This window comes from Oscillatoria nigro-viridis PCC 7112, assembly GCF_000317475.1.
In the GTDB taxonomy this organism is placed as follows: Bacteria; Cyanobacteriota; Cyanobacteriia; order Cyanobacteriales; family Microcoleaceae; genus Microcoleus; species Microcoleus nigroviridis.
In genome coordinates this window covers 3,595,087-3,611,181 of record NC_019729.1, presented here as the reverse complement: position 1 = coordinate 3,611,181, position 16,095 = coordinate 3,595,087, and the positions used below count along the sequence as shown (strand labels likewise).

The following is a 16,095-nucleotide window of genomic DNA, read 5'->3' as shown; positions in this document are numbered from 1 at the left end:
AATCATCCAATTTCAACCTTCTGACTTCTCCTTTCTTGTGAAAGAGCGACTTGGCAACAATAGCTAATATCTATCCGCCAAACTACCGCTACTTAGCACCAGGACTCGGAGCCGGAGTTGGCGGTTTTTCTTCTTGCTTTAACGGCAGCAGGGCGTGCAAGTCAAAAGCAGTTTTAATTTTAGTTTGCGGCTGAGCCACAGGGACTATTTTCCCTTTCACAAAATCCACTTCTATTGGCTGATTTGATGCTAGCAATTCAGATTTCAAATTCCTAACTACCAACAGCGACTGCATCAACTCCAAGTTACGCATAAAATTGCGGGTTTGAGCGAAAGTGCCTTCAAACTCTACCTTAAATTTTTTGCGTCTGAGCTTGCCAGCCAGGGACGGCCCGAAGGATGTATCTGCCAGAATATCAGGGTCTGGAGCTCCCGGCGCGGCGGTGGCTGCTGCTGGGGGCATATCCGGCTCAAATTTGGTAATTTTAGCCTTGAGGTCATCTCCTTGCACGCCCGCGTTGATTCTATTAACGAGTTGGGTCATGTCAAGCAAAAGCGTGTTGGCGCTGGCGTCGCTGGCAAACATTGCCGTCACGTTGGCCCGGCGCTGTTTTGCTTCTTCTTGCTTTGCTTCTGCTTCTGCCTTTTTTTGAATTTGAGTTTGCAATTGCACTTGCGTTTGCTTGCTTTCGCTAAGTTTTTGCTCGAAGTCGCCCTTTTTTTGGAATTCGGGGAATACGAACTGGTAGCCGAGGCCGCCGGCAATGAGGAGGCCGAGAACCGCGATGCCGATTGCTTGGACTTGGGGTGTCAGCTTAATGCCGAATATTTCCTGACCCCCTGTCTCTTCTGCTTGTGCGCCGCTGGGAATAAACTGATTTGCTGTCATTGTTTTTTCACCTCTGGTTTTTGTGGTTCTAGCACTCCTTTTTCTTGAAGTGTTTCTATCCGTATTGCGAGCCCGTCTGCTTGCTTGCTGCGGAGCTCGGGGAGCAACTCGGAGGCCCCCGTCGGGCTGAGCGTCGTTTCAATTTTATATTCCACCACCGGTCGCAGTTTGGGAAGTTCTGCGGGTGCTGCGTTTTGGTTGCGTACTTGTAATTGTGCGGGGTTGTTTTTTAATGTGGCCGCTATCAGTTTGGTATCGGTGTTAAGGAAGAAAGGAGAGCGCTGGACTAGCAACATAAAGTCGTTAACTTGAGCAAAGGTACTGGCTATCCCTGAAATTTGTACTTTTGATGCCTGCTGCGGGACGGCGGGCGGGGGAGCCGCCGCCGGGGTGGGGCTAGCTGCTGGAGACGGACTCGCCCCTGGGGACGGGCTGGCTGCGGGGGTGGCTGCGGGGGGAGGGGGTGCTGCTGCAACGGGGGATGGACTGGGTTCGATTTGCTCGATTTTGCCAATTTGCACTCCCGCCGGAGTACGGGCACTGAGGTCTTGCAGCATCGCCGACCAAGGTTTAATTTGGTCGAATACTCCAGCTAATGCTTTGTATTCGGCTGTAACTTGGTCGGTTTCGGCGTTGATGGCTTTGATGGTGCTGGCTTGACTGTTTAACTTGGCAAGTTCTTGGTCGATGGCTGCTTGTTCTGTCGCCAAGTTGGTATTTTCGTGAGTCGCCCACCACCAGGCGCCCAGGACTGCGGCGTTGATGCCAAAGGCAAACAGCACTGCCCCATATATGGGCAGTTGGTCTTTTGCTCCGCCGGAACTTTTTTTAGCTGAGCTTTTGGTTACTGTGACTGGTTTGTAGTCGGGACGGTCGTTGAGAAAATTAATATCTAGGCTGTACATGGCTTCACTCGATTTTATAGCAGAAGGAAGAAGGCAGAAGGCACAAGGTAGAAGGTAGAAGGCACAATGTAGAAGGTAGAAGGTAGAAGGAAAAAGCGATCTACCGCTTATGTTTCAGCAATTAAGAATGTCCTAACAGTCTTGGCTGTTGCTATAGATTTAAATTTGAAATTTTAGATTTTAGACAGAACCCAAGATTGCTGGTACAAGTGAAGGATTTATTTAGGGAAGAAAGAAACAAATTTCTGCCTTCTACTGAAGGAAGGGGCTGCTTCTACCTCTGATATATTCTACCTTTTACCTTCTACCTTCTAACTCCAATATTCTACCTTCTGCTTTCTGCCTTCTTCTTTTGGCAGGGGTTTTTACCTAAAATTCTCAAATCGGTTTTTCTCTCATCTAAAACTGTTAGGTCACATAACCTCCCTTAGTCCTAAACCTAGGGCGACTCCTAAACCTGCTCGCTGTTCTGGGGTAATTTCTTGGCTGATTTCGAGTCCTAGGGTTTCGATGGGATCGACTTGAGATGCGGGCAAGCTTAATCTTTGCATAAAAAATTCGTCTAGTTTGCCGATCGCAGCTCCCGGCCCTGCTAGCAGCAGTTGCGCTACTTCGAGTTCTTCACTCTGGTTGAGGTAAAAGTCTACTGAGCGGCGCAGTTCGTCTGCTAGTTCTCCCAAGACTTTGATCATCGCATTTGTGCCGGGATTGGCGTCTCCCGATGCGCCCATTGTATCTGTGACTGGCAGGGTCATGCCTTGCAGTTCGCTGGTGTCTCTGGTTGGCGGCAGGTTCATGGCTTGGTTGAGGGCGGTCTGGATTTGGTAGGTGCCGATCGGGATGGTACGGTTGAACTGAGGTATGCCGTCCACTACTATAGCTAACTCGGTGCTGTCAAATTCTATGGCGGTGAGAACTGCGGCTTCTTGGGAGGAAAATTGTTGCAGTTGGTCTTTGAGGGTGCGGATTAGGGCAAAGCTGGTTACTTCTAGTACGTCTATAACCAGTCCGGCTTCTTTGAAGGTTTCGATGTATGTGTCGGTAACTTCTCTGCGGGTTGCTACTAACACGACTTGCACTTTTTCTACTCCGTCGTCATCTACAAATAGGCCTATTTTTTGATAGTCTACGTCGGCGTCTTCTCTGGGAAATGGCAAGTACAGTCCTGCTTCTGCGTTCATGTAATCCCGCAGTTCTTCTTCGTTGAGCTCTGCGGGAACTGGGATGAGGCGGATGACGGCTTCGCGGCCGGGAATGGCTGTGGCTACTCGCTTGGCTTTGATTTTGTTCTCGGCGAGGACGGTACGTATTAGTTCTGCCATTCCCGGCGGATCGACTATTTGTCCTTCTTGTATGTAGTCTTCTGGAACTTCTGTTGAGGCTAGGATGCCTAATTTTAATGCCTGACCTTTCTTTTCGAGCTGAATGATGTTGATGCGGTCTGGGGCTATTTCGAGCCCGATTCCTGGCTGGCGTTGGGAAAGTAGACCTTTGAAAAAGTTAACCATGTGATTGGGTCGCCGATAATTGCTATTTTTTTCTTTTGTAGTTGGCCAGCCTGATTCAGCGTGCAGGCGTGTTGGAGGGTTGGTTTCCAACTGCAGCAAGAGTGCTGTAATCTCGGTATCCCGCCGTATCTACGCAGATCCGTCTGTGTTGCGCGATCGCTAGTTCCGATTTTATGCTATCCAATTTACTTGACAATAGCTATTCTGCTGCGAATGTCAATAAATTCCAGCTCGATCGACCGAAAACCTGCCGATTCTGCACAAAAACAGACTATCTCGCTCGCCGTGTCCAGGTAGAAAACTCTGTTACTGACTCGTAAGCGCTTGATTCGGGCGATTCCCTACGGGATAGCTTCGCTTCACGCTTTTTTGTCTGACGGTTCCGATAACTCTCAAATTTTATTCTATGAAACGTAAATCTTGGCAACTGTTTGCTGTTTTTGGGCTGGTGGGGCTGCTGCTGGCTGCGGTGGTCAGTTGCAGCAAGCCGGCTGTTAATTCCCAGGCAAATAATACGCAGGAAATCGAGTTCTGGACTATGCAGCTTCAACCTCAGTTTACTGAGTATTTCAACAAGACGATCGCCGGTTTTGAAGCCCAAAATCCGGGGGTGAAGGTGCGTTGGGTGGACGTTCCTTGGTCGGCTATGGAAAGCAAGATTTTGGGGGCGGTTTCGGCGAAAAATGCGCCGGATGTGGTGAACCTGAATCCCGATTTTGCTGCGCTGTTGGCGGGACGCAATGCTTGGCTGGATTTGGATTCTCGGATTCCGCAGCAAGTTCGATCGCTCTATCTCCCAAATATCTGGAAAGCTAGTGTACTCGACGGCAAGAGTTTTGGCATTCCTTGGTATCTCACGACTGGGGTGACAATTTACAATACGGAGTTGTTGAAGAAGGCTGGAATTGCTAAGCCTCCTGCTACTTATGCCGAGTTGGCAACTGTTGCCAAGCAGGTGAAGGAGAAGACTGGTAAGTTTGCTTTTTTTGTGACGTTTGTGCCGGAAGATTCGGCGGAAGTTTTGCAATCTTTCGTGCAGATGGGTGTGCCTTTGGTTGACGCTAAAGGCAAGGCTGCTTTTAATACAGCTAAGGGGAAAGCTGTTTTTCAGTATTGGGTAGATTTGTACAAAGACGGACTTTTGCCGCAGGATGTTTTGGTGCAGGGACATCGCAGGGCGATCGAGCTTTATCAAGCTGGAGAAACTACTTTGTTAGCTTCGGGGCCTCAGTTTTTGAAGGCGATTTCTGAGAATGCTCCGAGTATTGGTGCTGTTTCGGCTGCTGCGCCTCAAATTACGGGGGAAACCGGCAAGAAGACTGTGGCGGTGATGAATTTGGTTGTGCCCCGCGACAGCAAGCGCCCTGATGATGCTGTCAAGTTTGCTCTGTACGTGACTAATTCTCAAAATCAGTTGGCTTTTGCTAAGGCTGCTAATGTTTTGCCTTCTACGGTTGAGGCTTTGCAGGACGGTTATTTTAAGAGTGTTCCTGCTGATGCTCCTGCTGCCGATCGAGCTCGGGTTATTAGTGCTTCTGGGTTGAGTTCCGCCGAGCTATTGATTCCGCCTCTCAAGGATGTTAAGAAGTTGCAAAAAGCGATTTATGACAATTTGCAAGCGGCAATGTTGGATGAGAAATCTGTGGAACAAGCTGTAGCTGATGCGGCTGTGGCTTGGGATCAAAGGTAGTTTTTTATTGAAGCTGGGGCGGGATTTTTTTTCTGCTCGCCCCTTGCTTTTTGTGGCTACTTGACGTATTATTAAATAATGGGAATCCGTGCCGTCATATAAGAAGAATAAATCGGCTTTTAACTGTAGGGTGCGTCGCATCGAATAGCTTCAAATTATCACCAAATTTTCGGGAGCGACGCACCTTACGATTAGCGATCGCGCTTGCTTTTAAGGTTGAATTGTCCAGTCTTCCTGCACTAAACCAGGCACTTGCGAAAAATGTCGGTGGTTGCGCGTAACGAGGATAGCATTATTAGCAAGTACAATAGCAGCAATCCGCAAATCTCGGGTGCCGATTCGTCTTATTTGACGATGGAACGCAGTGTAAATAGTGGAAGCATTCTGGTCAAATTTCAGAATGTTGAGATTTTTGAAATCATCTAATGTATCCCATAACCTGGTGTAACCCCATACTAATTTGTCCGCTTGCGAAGGTGCCGAAGCCTGGTTGATAACATTGAACCAGCCGCGAATTACTTCCTCTACGGTTACGATAGTTACAGCAAGGTTTTCTGCGTTAACCTCGACCCGCTGCACCATCATTGGATGATTCTGTTGCCAAAGGGAGAAACAATCCGTATCAATTATGTATTGGCTCATTGGGTCTCAACCGCAGCGTCAATTTGACTGTAATAAGCTTCGGTTTCTGCATCGAGTTCGCGGCGAGATTCTTCTATGTGCGCCAATACCTCATCGTAATACGGATCGTTTTCATACTTACCAGCTAACCTCACCCAAGGATTGTTCGATCGACTATTCGTGAATTTGACAGAGACGATTTCTGCTTCGGCTAGCTGGGCATTTACTAAATCGTGAAGGTTTTGCAGTGCTTGCGATCGCGTCTCGCCAAAAGCTTTACATTCGGGCCATCCCAGCAACGCTGCACTGACTGTTGTGTCTGATTCGTTTTTAATGATTATGTTAGCAGTTGAGCTGTCGAGGTCGCCCCCAGAGTTAGTGCGATCGGCTGCGCGAATGTCGCAGGTAGCGTTACCTGTTAAGAGTGTTTTTGTCTTGACTGTCTGCTTGGTGTTTTCCTGGCGCGGCCTTTCTCTTTCTCCAATGATAATCGGGTCTGCTTTGCGAAGCGCGTCATAAAGTTTGGCCGTGTTTGGAAACTTTTCTAGTGCTTGCCCGCTCGCCGACTCACCAGCTACCTTGACTGTAGAAGAATCGATGTTTTCCTGACGCTGCTTGATTATGTTTCGCCTGAAAAGCTCCTCAAATAGTAAAGTTTGCTCTTGGGCTGGCAAAGCTTCTATATATTCAATTAGCGTTTGCACCGATATAAGGCTGCTCATAAACTTCTCTCTCTAAATTTTTATAAACTCACTTGTATTGTAACAAAAATTTGGCATTTGGCATTGGGCATTAGCCATTAGGCATTAATCTTTTTTGATCTCGCCCCTTGCTTTTTTCTACCACTTGACGTATTATTAAATAATGGGAATGTGTGCCGCCATATATAAGCAGATATCAGCTTTTAAGTTATTCTCGAATGATGAAATTACCGCATCTTCACAAGGCGGAGTCGGAGGAGAACTCTGGATAAGTCAATCTCGACTATTTTAGAGGTAAATGTTTGTTGAGAAGAACGATCGCTCATCCCAGAAACTGAGTTTATTTCTGCCGTGCGATCGCCTTTATCAATTCAGCTTGATTGATGATGTGTAGGAATATAGCCTGAATTAATCAAATATTCAGAAATTTGACTTGTGTTAAAATCAAAGCTCAGATCGGAATAGGAGAAAATTCTTATGCCAGCGATGACAGTCAAAGATTTAAACCAAGTTCAAACCCTTTTTTCCGAAGCGGGTTTAGATTACAAAATTGAACTAGAAGACGGGAGACTTTCCATTGTGGGGCCATCAGACATCGTATCCAGTGAAATCAGCAGTATTTTGATTCGCTTGCTGGGTAACTGGGTTTATCCCCGTCGCTTGGGGAGAGTCTTTGACTCTGCAGGCGGTTTCATCATGCCGGATACGAATGTCAAAGCACCGGATGTTTCTTTTGTGCGCGCCGCCCGCTTGCGCCAAAGTCCGCGTTATTTTGGAGAACTTGTCCCGGATTTGGTGGTTGAGATTAAATCTCAGAGCGATCGCATTAAGCCTATAGAAACCAAGGTTTTGAAGTTTATAGAATTGGGTGCGACCGTCGGAATTACGATCGATCCCGATGAAGAAACAGTGACTGTTTATCGCCCTACAGGTGAACCGACTGTTTTAGGAAATGGCGATATCTTAACAGTAGCAGAACTTTTTCCCGGTTGGGAATTGCCCGTTTCGGAATTGTGGCCTCCTATCTTTACTGAGGAAGAAACACAATTCTGATGGGTTTAAGCTTGCGATTGTTGTTGTTGCAGAAAATAGCCGACGAGATAAAGCGAACCGCAAAGGATTGTTAGGTTGTCACCTGCAACAGCAGCATCTAAAGCTGTTGTTAAGTCGGGGAAGGCTTGACAGAGTGTTAATTCAGGACAGATAATTTGAGCTAGGCTGGCTAATTCTGCGGGGGATGATGAGTTTTGATCGGGTACGGGTACTAAGTAAAGTCGATCGCCCTTTTTGAGTAATGCTTTCAAAATATCATCGCAGTCTTTAGTCGCAAGAATGCCGATTACCCAGTTAATCGGTGGCTGGGAACTGCTAAGATTATCTACATATTCGCGCAGGGCTATAGCTGCGGCTGGATTGTGCGCGCCGTCAATTAATATTTTGCGGTTTTTCCAAGTTGTCTGCTGGAGTCTTCCGGGCCATTGGGTTTTGGCGATACCGTTTTCGATGGCGGTTGGGGAAATTTGCCATCCTTGGTTTTGGAGAATTTGCAAAGTTGCGATCGCAATTGCTGAATTCATTAGTTGAATTTTTCCCAGCAGCGGCAATTGATATTTTATTTTAACCGCATTTTGAGCTAACTGATATTCTGCGAATCCTTGTCCTAAATCTATCGCGGGTTTTACCCAAGTTGCCGGACAGTCTAATTCTTGAATGCGTTTTTCTACTACTATTCTAGCTGATTCTGGCAATTCTCCGATAACTGCCGGACATTTTGCTTTAAGAATTCCCGCTTTTTCCCCAGCAATATCTGCCACGGTGGGGCCGAGTATTTGCCAGTGTTCGAGACTGATAGAAGTGATGACGCTAGCCAGAGGTGTTTCGCAAACGTTAGTCGCGTCTAATCTACCGCCCAATCCAGTTTCTATGACTGCGATGTCTGTTTTTTGTTCGGCGAAATACAGCCAAGCTGCGGCGGTGATTATTTCAAATTGAGTGGGAGTTTCGGTGTTGTTTTCGGTGGCGGCGACAACTCGTTCTAGACACTGTTGCAATTCTGTTGGGGATATCGGTTTTTGGTTGATGCAAATTCTTTCTGTCCAATCGATTAGGTGCGGGGATGTGTAGCGCCCGACTCGATAGCCTGCTTCTGTTAGTACGGAAGAGAGATAAGCGCAAACGGAACCTTTGCCATTGGTGCCGGCAATGTGGATAATGGGTACTTGTTGGTGGGGGTTGTCTAGTTTTTGGAGAAGTTGGTGAATTCTTTCTAAGCCGAGGTGGACGCCGAAATGTTGGTAAGATTTGAGGATGGGGTTTGCATTCATTGAGGATGATAAATTCTGTTTGTGTGTGAATTAGATTTTTTTTCTTAACCGCAGAGGGCGCAGAGGGCGCAGAGGGAGAGAAGTAAGAGATAGATATCTAAGAAAAGAGAGGTTTATAATTGATTTATTGTATTTATTGCGGGTTAAAAAAGGTGGCTTTGGATATTATTTCTCTATTTTGTGGTTGTGGTGGGTTGGATTTGGGTTTTCGCTTGGCTGGCTTTAATGCGGTTTGGGCGAATGAATATGATAAGTCTATTTGGGATACGTATAATTTTAATCATCCTGAAACTATTTTAGATCGCAGAGATATCCGAAAAATCAAATCTGACGAAATTCCCAACTGTATTGGGATAATCGGCGGCCCTCCTTGTCAAAGTTGGAGTGAAGCCGGGGCGAAACGCGGGATTGATGACAGTCGGGGTCAACTTTTCTGGGAGTATATCAGGATTGTGCGGGACAAGCAGCCTTTGTTTTTTTTAGCTGAGAATGTTAGCGGTATTTTGGCTCCCAGAAACAAGGAAGCTTTTACTTATATATTATCGCAGTTTGAGGAAATCGGGTATCGGGTTTTGTACAAGTTGTTGAATGCTAAAAATTTTGATGTTCCGCAAGATAGGCAAAGGGTGATTGTTGTTGGTTATCGGCAGAATCTGGGTTTTGGTTTTGAGTATCCCCAACCGGGAACCAATGTTTTGACGCTGAAAGATGCGATTTTCGATTTGCAGGCGATCGCCCCTATGTCAGTTAAGGGTAAATTAGATAATTATCACGATTGTGTCCCAAATCACGAATGTGCGGATTTGGGGTTTTCCAGCCTTTATATGTCGCGCAATCGAGTGAGAAGTTGGTCAGAACCTTCTTTTACAATTCAGGCAAGCGGCAGACACGCACCTCTCCATCCTCAAGCTAGTAAAATGATTCTGGTTGGCAAAGACAAACGCATTTTTGACCCCAATTCGCCTCTGCCTTACCGTCGGCTTTCTGTGCGAGAGTGTGCGAGAGTTCAGACTTTCCCGGATGAGTTTATTTTTAAGTACAAGTATATTGCTGATGGATACAAAATGGTCGGCAATGCTGTTCCTGTGAATTTAGCAAGAGTTTTAGCCAGTAAGATTTTTGGGGATATTGTCTTAGGGCATAGGGCATCGGCCAAACAGGGCATAGTCATGGCCACCTGCCAGTCCGCCAGGGAATGAATTCCACGGGATTTGAGATTAGTCCTCGCTATGAGGACTAATCTCAAATCCCGTTGACATCAGAATTATTCATCTCTCCCTTCTCTTCCTCTGTGTCCTCTGTGGTTTCATCATTCCGAATTATCTGTCATTCAAACTTGGTTAACTCGCCGAGATTGTGCTGTATCGCATTTGTCCCGCGAATATGAGACAAGGGAGAACCTCCGTACAAAAAGCTGTTTAAGCTAACTTGATAATTTTGCTGAACGGCTAAATCCAGCCACAAATTGTTAATCGCATCTCCGGGCTTGTAGTCGGGAATGTTGTGCTGATAGTAAGGAAAACTGTCTATACAAGTATTGAAAAAGTTCTTGCGCCCGCAATGCTTTAAATACTGATATCGCGGCTTAAATTCTGTTTGATTTTCCAATACTGTATATATAGTATCTGCCAGAGATTCTGGGTCGAATTTGGCGTAAAGACCCGCACCTTCGGGGAAAACTGGCGAGTTTCCTCTGGCGTATTGGTTGAATTCTTCAAAACAAATTACTGGTACGTTGCAACTCATGGCTTCGGTAATTCCCCGGTTTTTTCCTTCGAGGAGGGAACCGAGGACGAATGCTTGCGCCCGCGAATAATATGTGGGAATTTCGCTGTAGTAGTCAACTCTCGGCACTAAGTTAATGTAGTCGGAGGGATTGCCTAAAATTGCCTCGACTTGTCGCCATTCTTTTAATGCGTACTCGTCGAGAGTTTTCAGGTCGCTAGCATCAAATTCGTGGCCGGTGACTACTGTTAATTTTATCGGTTTTTGCGGATATTTTTGGCGGTAAACTTTTAAGGCTTTGGCTATGATTGGCAAATTTTTTTCTTCGGAAATTCGGGCGACGGCGAGGAGGTCGATGTCTTTGGCGGGGACGTTGCGCGGGGAAATTAAGTATTCGTTGATGAAGTCGGTGTCTTGCAGTGGTATGATTGGTTTGTGGGCGCGATCGACATAAGTTTCGCGAAACCACTTATCTCGCTGCGGGTTTTTGTATAAACTGGAGTAGGCGTCAGCTACGGGGGCCCAGGAGTAGGAGATTCCGGGGGAATAGGTGAAGGAGAAAAAGACTGAGGAAAGTTGGGGAAATAGTTTGTTGATGAGTTCGACTGCTTCGCTGAAGTAAATTCCTTTGATGAAACGCCCTTCGTAAAACAGTGGGGGAAGCAAGACGTAGAAACTTACGGTATCGAAGCGGTGGGGTTGGTCTTCAAATATCTCCCAGGTAAAGGCGTCTAAGTCTGCATAGATTTCGGCGATGGGTTTGTTGATGTGGGGGTTGCGTAAATATGGTTTTTGTCGATCGTAGTTTCCGCGTACCATATAATTCTGAGTGCGAGTATCTAGCTTTTTTTATTTAACCGCAGAGGGCGCAGAGGGCGCAGAGAAGAAGAGAGATATTCACAAGTCATCTAAGGGTTGTTCTAGTGATTCGTTGTCGCCAATTGTGAGGGCGAGTTGGTAGATTTGGCGGCGGGGAAGGGATGTTTGTTGCGCTAGCTGGCGGCTGGCTTGGGAACGAGTTATGCCTTCGGCAATTAATGTTTGCAATTCTGCTTTGATGGCGTCTTCGGAAAATATTGGTGCGGTTGTTTGGATGCCGGCTATTACGAGGGTAAATTCTCCCTGGGGTTCGCGATTGGTGTAAAGCTCGATCGCACTTTCTATACTACCACGCCAAAACTCTTCGTGCATTTTAGTTAACTCTCTCGCCAGTACAATCTGTCTGTCCCTTCCCAAAGTATTTGCTAAATCTTGTAAAGTTTGCCGCAATCTGTGCGGAGATTCGTATAATATTATAGTGCGGGATTCTATTTGCAAAGTTTCTAAACTCTGTTGGCGTTCTTGACCTTTCACGGGTAAAAAACCTTCAAATACAAATTTCTCTGTGGGTAATCCTGATGCAGTTATGCCAACAATGCAGGCGGTCGGGCCGGGAATCGGAATAATGTTAATACTAGCATCGGCGCAAGCTTTGACTAACTCGTATCCGGGGTCAGAAATTCCCGGCATTCCGGCATCTGTGACGAGGGCGATATCTTTGCCTAAATGCAGTTTGTCGAGGAGTTCGGGAAGTCGCTGGTGTTGGTTGTGTTCGTGATAGCTGATTTGGGGGGTTTTGATTTGGAAATGCTGCAAAAGTTTGCCTGTATGGCGGGTATCTTCGGCGGCGATGAAGTCTGCTGTTTGCAAGATTCGGATGGCGCGAAATGTCATGTCTTCCAGGTTGCCGATCGGGGTTCCTACGATGTAAAGTGTTCCTGTAGTGGGATTTGACTGCATTTTGATATTTTTTATTTTAACCGCAGATGGGGCACGGGCGGGACGCCCATGCCACATATTTAAGAACAGATGTAAGAGTTGAGCTCCATTTTGATATTTTTTATTTTAACCGCAGATGGGGCACGGGCGGGACGCCCATGCCACATATTTAAGAACAGATGTAAGAGTTGATATGAAAAGCGGATTGTTTTTGGGATTGGCGACTTTAGATTTAGTTTATTTGGCTGTTGGGCCTTCAGGTGAAAATCAGAAAGTTGTTGCTTCTGATTTTACCATTGCTGCGGGCGGGCCGGCGGCCAATGCTGCGGTCACTTTTAGCTATTTGGGGAATGCGGCGGTATGGGCTGGCGTTTTGGGCACTCACGCGATCGCCCAATTAATTCGTGCAGACTTAGCGGAGTATAATGTCAGGATAATCGATTTGGAACCCGGGCGATCGCACTCGCCGCCAGTTTCCTCGATTATTGTAACTGAAGCAACGGGCGATCGATCGGTAATTTCCCTCAATGCTACGAAATCGCAAGTTGACAGTCAAACAATTAACCCGGATATTTTAACATCAGTTAGTATTGTACTGCTTGACGGACATCAAATCGCAGCCAGCCAAGAAATTGCTCAACTTGCCAAGTCAAAAAACATTCCCATTGTCCTCGACGGCGGCAGTTGGAAGCCCGGATTAGAAGAAATATTGCCTTTCGTTGAATGGGCGGTATGTTCCGAGAATTTTCATCCACCCAACTGCGACAATTCAGAACAAGTCTTTGCTTACCTGACAGCAGCAGGAATTTCCCATATTGCCATCACTCGCGGCGAAAAATCAATTTTATACCTCAGCAATGGCACTTGCGGTCATATAGAAACACCTCAAATTCAAGCCACAGACACTTTAGGCGCTGGCGATATTTTCCACGGCGCTTTCTGTCACTACATTTTGCAAAATAACAACTTTACAGATACTCTCGCAGCAGCAGCTAAAATCGCTTCCCATTCCTGCAAAAACTTCGGAACCCGCACCTGGATGAATAAGGGTTAATTTTAAATGAAAATTAACCAAACTATCCGGTTAAAACGGCTGAAAGCTAGAAAACTTGAACTGGCAACACCTGTTAAGTTAAAATCCTGACAGCAACCTCGACAAAATTTGTGAACTTCTCTCTTCTCTTCCTTCGCGCCCTTTGCGCCTTCGCGGTTCGTTAACAAAATTGCTATATTAGTAAGACAAGTTAAAGTCACACAAAACACTCCCAAAACAACATACCCGAATCATGCCTGACACCCAACCTCTAAGTATCACCCTTCCCCCTTTGCGGATTACCCTAAGCGAGCAACAACAGGTTAATCTAGAATGGCTGACGCAAAACTTGCCCAATCTACTCGCAGCGCCAAGCAAACCAGAAGTCCCCGACAATATGAAACAGTGGGTGGCGGCCAACAAATTATTAAATCAACCCGACGAAGAAATCATTCAAGCGCTAATAAGTACCGGCATAGATGCGGAAACAGCCACCGCAGAAGTTAGGGAAATATCCTCTCATCCCTACTTTCAAGCAGGCAGCCATTACGTGCAGTTATTGCAGAAATTAGAATCGCATCTCAGGATTAACAATCAATTAGCCGCCCTGTCTTCCAAGTTTGGCACAATCGAACGCAAAAGCAGTCTTTCGCGAGAGTATTTTCTCGAAAATTACTACGCCAAAAATACTCCAGTAATTATTACCAATATTATGCACAACTGGAAAGCGTTGCAGTTGTGGACGCCGGAGTATTTGCAGGAAAAATATGGCGATGCAGAGGTACAAATTCAAGCCAACCGCAATTCCGACCCGAATTACGAAATCAAAATAGAAAATCACAAAAAAATTGTTTTGTTCCGCAAATATGTAGAGATGGTGGTCAAGGGCGGGCCTAGCAACGACTACTACATGGTTGCTAACAACAAAACTCTGGAAAGAGAGGAATTTAAACCCCTCTTCAACGACATTGAAATTTTCCCAGAATACCTAAATCCAACGGATACAAAAGGCAGAGTTTTCTTTTGGTTCGGTCCGAAAGGCACGATTACACCGCTGCACCATGACCCAGTTAATTTAATTTTAGCTCAAGTGTCTGGTCGCAAACTAATTAAATTGATTTCTCCGCAACAAACACCTCTGCTGTATAACCACGTCGGAGTTTTCAGCAAGGTGGACGGCGAAAATCCCGATTATGACAAATACCCGCTTTACAGAGATGCGAAAATTATTGAAGTAATTTTGGAACCGGGAGAGGCTATCTTTATTCCGGTCGGTTGGTGGCACCATGTAAAATCATTGGAGGTTAGTATTTCGGTTTCGTTTACTAATTTTGTGTTTCCCAATTATTATGAATGGAAATATCCTCATATTAATTGGTAATTGGTAATGATGGTTCCAAGGGGCGGACAAGCGGGCACCGCCCTACAAAAATCTGCGTTAATCGGCGTTTATCTGCGGTTCAAAAAAAAAAAAAATTCATGAAAACTCTCGAAGAAATCAGCGAAATTGCCCGATCGATCGCCTGGAGTGCATCAGATATCCTACAATCCTATTATCGGCAGGATTCCAACACTCCTAACCTCGACATCCAAGAGAAAAAAGATGGCCCCGTCACCGCTGCCGATGTCGCTGTCAATTCTTACATTCTCGACCAATTGCAGTCGGCTTTAGGGAATGCAGAATTTGGCTATCTCAGCGAAGAAACTTACAAATCTTATTTAAAAACCAACGGTCAAATTCCCTTACCCCAAAGTTGGGTTTGGATTATTGACCCTTTGGATGGAACCCGAGATTTTATTGACAGGACAGGGGAATTTGCAGTTCACATTGCTTTAGCCTTCGAGGGAAGACCGGTATTGGCAGTTGTGGCTTGGCCCGAACAGCAAAAGATTTATTACGCCATCCGCGATGCTGGCGCTTTTATGGAAAATCGGGACGGTTCTGCGGTAAAATTGCAAGTTTCGGCGCGAAATATAGTGGCAGATTTACCTATAGTAACCAGCCGCAGTCACCGGGACGATCGCTTTAATCAATTGTTACAAAAACTGCCTTGTCAAAATCAAATAGCTGTCGGCAGTATCGGCTGTAAGATTGCGACAATTGTCGAACAAAAGGCTGATGTTTATATTGCGCTTTCTGGAAAGTCTGCGCCGAAAGATTGGGATTTGGCGGCGCCGGAATTAATTTTGACTGAAGCGGGCGGCCGATTTACTCGTTTTGACGGTTCTGCTTTGCAATATAACCGGGGAGATGTGAGTCAGTGGGGGGGATTGTTGGCGAGTAACGGTTGCTGTCACGCTGCTTTGTGCGGGCAAGCTGAGGGGATTTTAGCGGGGATAGATGGGAGTTTTAAATAAGTGCGAATAATTTGCTATATTAATAATATCATAATGTGGCAAAATGTATGAGCGTCAAAGAACTTGAAACAGCAATTATGAACTTGTCGGTTAAGGAACTGTCGGAGCTCACAGCTTGGCTGATAGAATATCGCCAACAAGTCTGGGATCGGCAAATTGAAAAGGATTTGGAGGATGGGCGGTTAGATGCGCTACTTGATGAAGTCGATGCAGAGTATGAAGCGGGATTGGCCAAAGTTTGATGAAGCATCTGACTTTACCGCGCTTTTGGCAGTGCTATCACCAGCTACCTAAAGAAATACAAGCCTTAGCCGATAAAAATTATGAATTACTCAAAGTCGATCCGTATCACCCTTCACTGCATTTTAAAAAAGTTGGCAGGCGAAAGCAATTGCAATCGGTGCGAGTAGGCGATAGTTACCGAGCTCTGGGAGTTGAGAAGTCTGAAGGTATTGTCTGGTTTTGGATAGGGACTCATGGCGATTACGATGCAATATTAGCTCAGAAATAAAGCCCCCGATCGCCCTTGTGCATTTCATTTGCGATCGCCCGTAAAGATGGTAAGGAATAGCTGGTAGGGGGG

General features: G+C 46.0%; 16 protein-coding genes. 8 read left to right on the top strand and 8 right to left on the bottom strand.

The genetic code is table 11. The features are described from left to right. Window positions 1-88: 88 nt before the first annotated feature. The 3 genes from OSC7112_RS15300 to pilM all read right to left on the bottom strand — a co-directional run bounded on the left by OSC7112_RS15300 (window position 89) and on the right by pilM (window position 3,302). Window positions 89-889, bottom strand: a complete 801-nt coding sequence (locus tag OSC7112_RS15300; protein WP_015176752.1) for a hypothetical protein — start codon at window positions 887-889, stop codon at window positions 89-91. After that, on the bottom strand, window positions 886-1,794 hold the full coding sequence (locus OSC7112_RS15295; RefSeq protein WP_015176751.1) for a PilN domain-containing protein: 909 nt from the start codon (window positions 1,792-1,794) through the stop codon (window positions 886-888). Before OSC7112_RS15295 ends, OSC7112_RS15300 begins: the two co-directional genes overlap by 4 nt. Before the next feature lie 413 nt (window positions 1,795-2,207). Further along, complete coding sequence (pilM, locus tag OSC7112_RS15290) at window positions 2,208-3,302, bottom strand: type IV pilus assembly protein PilM (protein WP_015176750.1); 1,095 nt, start codon at window positions 3,300-3,302, stop codon at window positions 2,208-2,210. A gap of 406 nt (window positions 3,303-3,708) precedes the next feature. On the opposite strand from pilM, the gene OSC7112_RS15285 reads away from it, so the two are divergent. Continuing rightward, on the top strand, window positions 3,709-4,992 hold the full coding sequence (locus tag OSC7112_RS15285) for an ABC transporter substrate-binding protein (protein WP_015176749.1): 1,284 nt from the start codon (window positions 3,709-3,711) through the stop codon (window positions 4,990-4,992). Window positions 4,993-5,202: 210 nt separating this feature from the next. Here OSC7112_RS15285 and OSC7112_RS15280 read toward each other — a convergent pair whose 3' ends face one another. Next, entirely contained in the window at window positions 5,203-5,634 is a 432-nt protein-coding gene (locus OSC7112_RS15280) for a type II toxin-antitoxin system VapC family toxin (RefSeq protein WP_015176748.1), read from the bottom strand. Beyond that, the gene (locus OSC7112_RS37075; protein ID WP_015176747.1) at window positions 5,631-6,335 is read right to left on the bottom strand and encodes a type II toxin-antitoxin system HicB family antitoxin; all 705 of its coding nucleotides are present in this window, start codon (window positions 6,333-6,335) and stop codon (window positions 5,631-5,633) included. The genes OSC7112_RS15280 and OSC7112_RS37075 overlap by 4 nt, the downstream gene beginning before the upstream one ends. Before the next feature lie 456 nt (window positions 6,336-6,791). Here OSC7112_RS37075 and OSC7112_RS15270 point away from each other — a divergent pair, with 456 nt between their 5' ends. Further along, a complete protein-coding gene (locus OSC7112_RS15270) occupies window positions 6,792-7,367 on the top strand; it encodes a Uma2 family endonuclease (RefSeq protein WP_015176746.1) in 576 nt (191 codons plus the stop codon). Window positions 7,368-7,372: 5 nt separating this feature from the next. On the opposite strand, the gene OSC7112_RS15265 is transcribed toward OSC7112_RS15270, so the two are convergent. Beyond that, window positions 7,373-8,638 carry a bifunctional folylpolyglutamate synthase/dihydrofolate synthase gene (locus OSC7112_RS15265; RefSeq protein ID WP_015176745.1) on the bottom strand — a complete coding sequence of 422 codons (1,266 nt, stop codon included), beginning with the start codon at window positions 8,636-8,638 and terminating at the stop codon, window positions 7,373-7,375. Between the two features lie 152 nt (window positions 8,639-8,790). On the opposite strand from OSC7112_RS15265, the gene OSC7112_RS15260 reads away from it, so the two are divergent. Continuing rightward, entirely contained in the window at window positions 8,791-9,837 is a 1,047-nt protein-coding gene (locus OSC7112_RS15260; RefSeq protein ID WP_041622550.1) for a DNA cytosine methyltransferase, read from the top strand. Between the two features lie 127 nt (window positions 9,838-9,964). Here the strand turns inward: OSC7112_RS15260 and OSC7112_RS15255 are convergent, their stop codons facing one another. Next, a complete protein-coding gene (locus tag OSC7112_RS15255) occupies window positions 9,965-11,182 on the bottom strand; it encodes a glycosyltransferase (protein WP_015176743.1) in 1,218 nt (405 codons plus the stop codon). A 78-nt stretch (window positions 11,183-11,260) separates the two neighbouring features. Further along, window positions 11,261-12,142, bottom strand: coding sequence for a 16S rRNA (cytidine(1402)-2'-O)-methyltransferase (gene rsmI, locus OSC7112_RS15250; RefSeq protein ID WP_041622549.1), 882 nt, complete (start codon window positions 12,140-12,142; stop codon window positions 11,261-11,263). A 172-nt stretch (window positions 12,143-12,314) separates the two neighbouring features. On the opposite strand from rsmI, the gene OSC7112_RS15245 reads away from it, so the two are divergent. The 5 genes from OSC7112_RS15245 to OSC7112_RS15225 all read left to right on the top strand — a co-directional run bounded on the left by OSC7112_RS15245 (window position 12,315) and on the right by OSC7112_RS15225 (window position 16,023). Beyond that, window positions 12,315-13,175, top strand: coding sequence for a sugar kinase (locus OSC7112_RS15245; protein WP_041622548.1), 861 nt, complete (start codon window positions 12,315-12,317; stop codon window positions 13,173-13,175). Between the two features lie 232 nt (window positions 13,176-13,407). Next, window positions 13,408-14,535, top strand: coding sequence for a cupin-like domain-containing protein (locus tag OSC7112_RS15240; RefSeq protein ID WP_015176740.1), 1,128 nt, complete (start codon window positions 13,408-13,410; stop codon window positions 14,533-14,535). A 98-nt stretch (window positions 14,536-14,633) separates the two neighbouring features. Next, complete coding sequence (locus tag OSC7112_RS15235) at window positions 14,634-15,512, top strand: 3'(2'),5'-bisphosphate nucleotidase CysQ family protein (protein ID WP_015176739.1); 879 nt, start codon at window positions 14,634-14,636, stop codon at window positions 15,510-15,512. A 47-nt stretch (window positions 15,513-15,559) separates the two neighbouring features. After that, entirely contained in the window at window positions 15,560-15,754 is a 195-nt protein-coding gene (locus OSC7112_RS15230) for a hypothetical protein (protein ID WP_015176738.1), read from the top strand. Further along, entirely contained in the window at window positions 15,754-16,023 is a 270-nt protein-coding gene (locus OSC7112_RS15225; RefSeq protein ID WP_015176737.1) for a ParE family toxin-like protein, read from the top strand. Before OSC7112_RS15230 ends, OSC7112_RS15225 begins: the two co-directional genes overlap by 1 nt. Window positions 16,024-16,095: the final 72 nt, after the last annotated feature.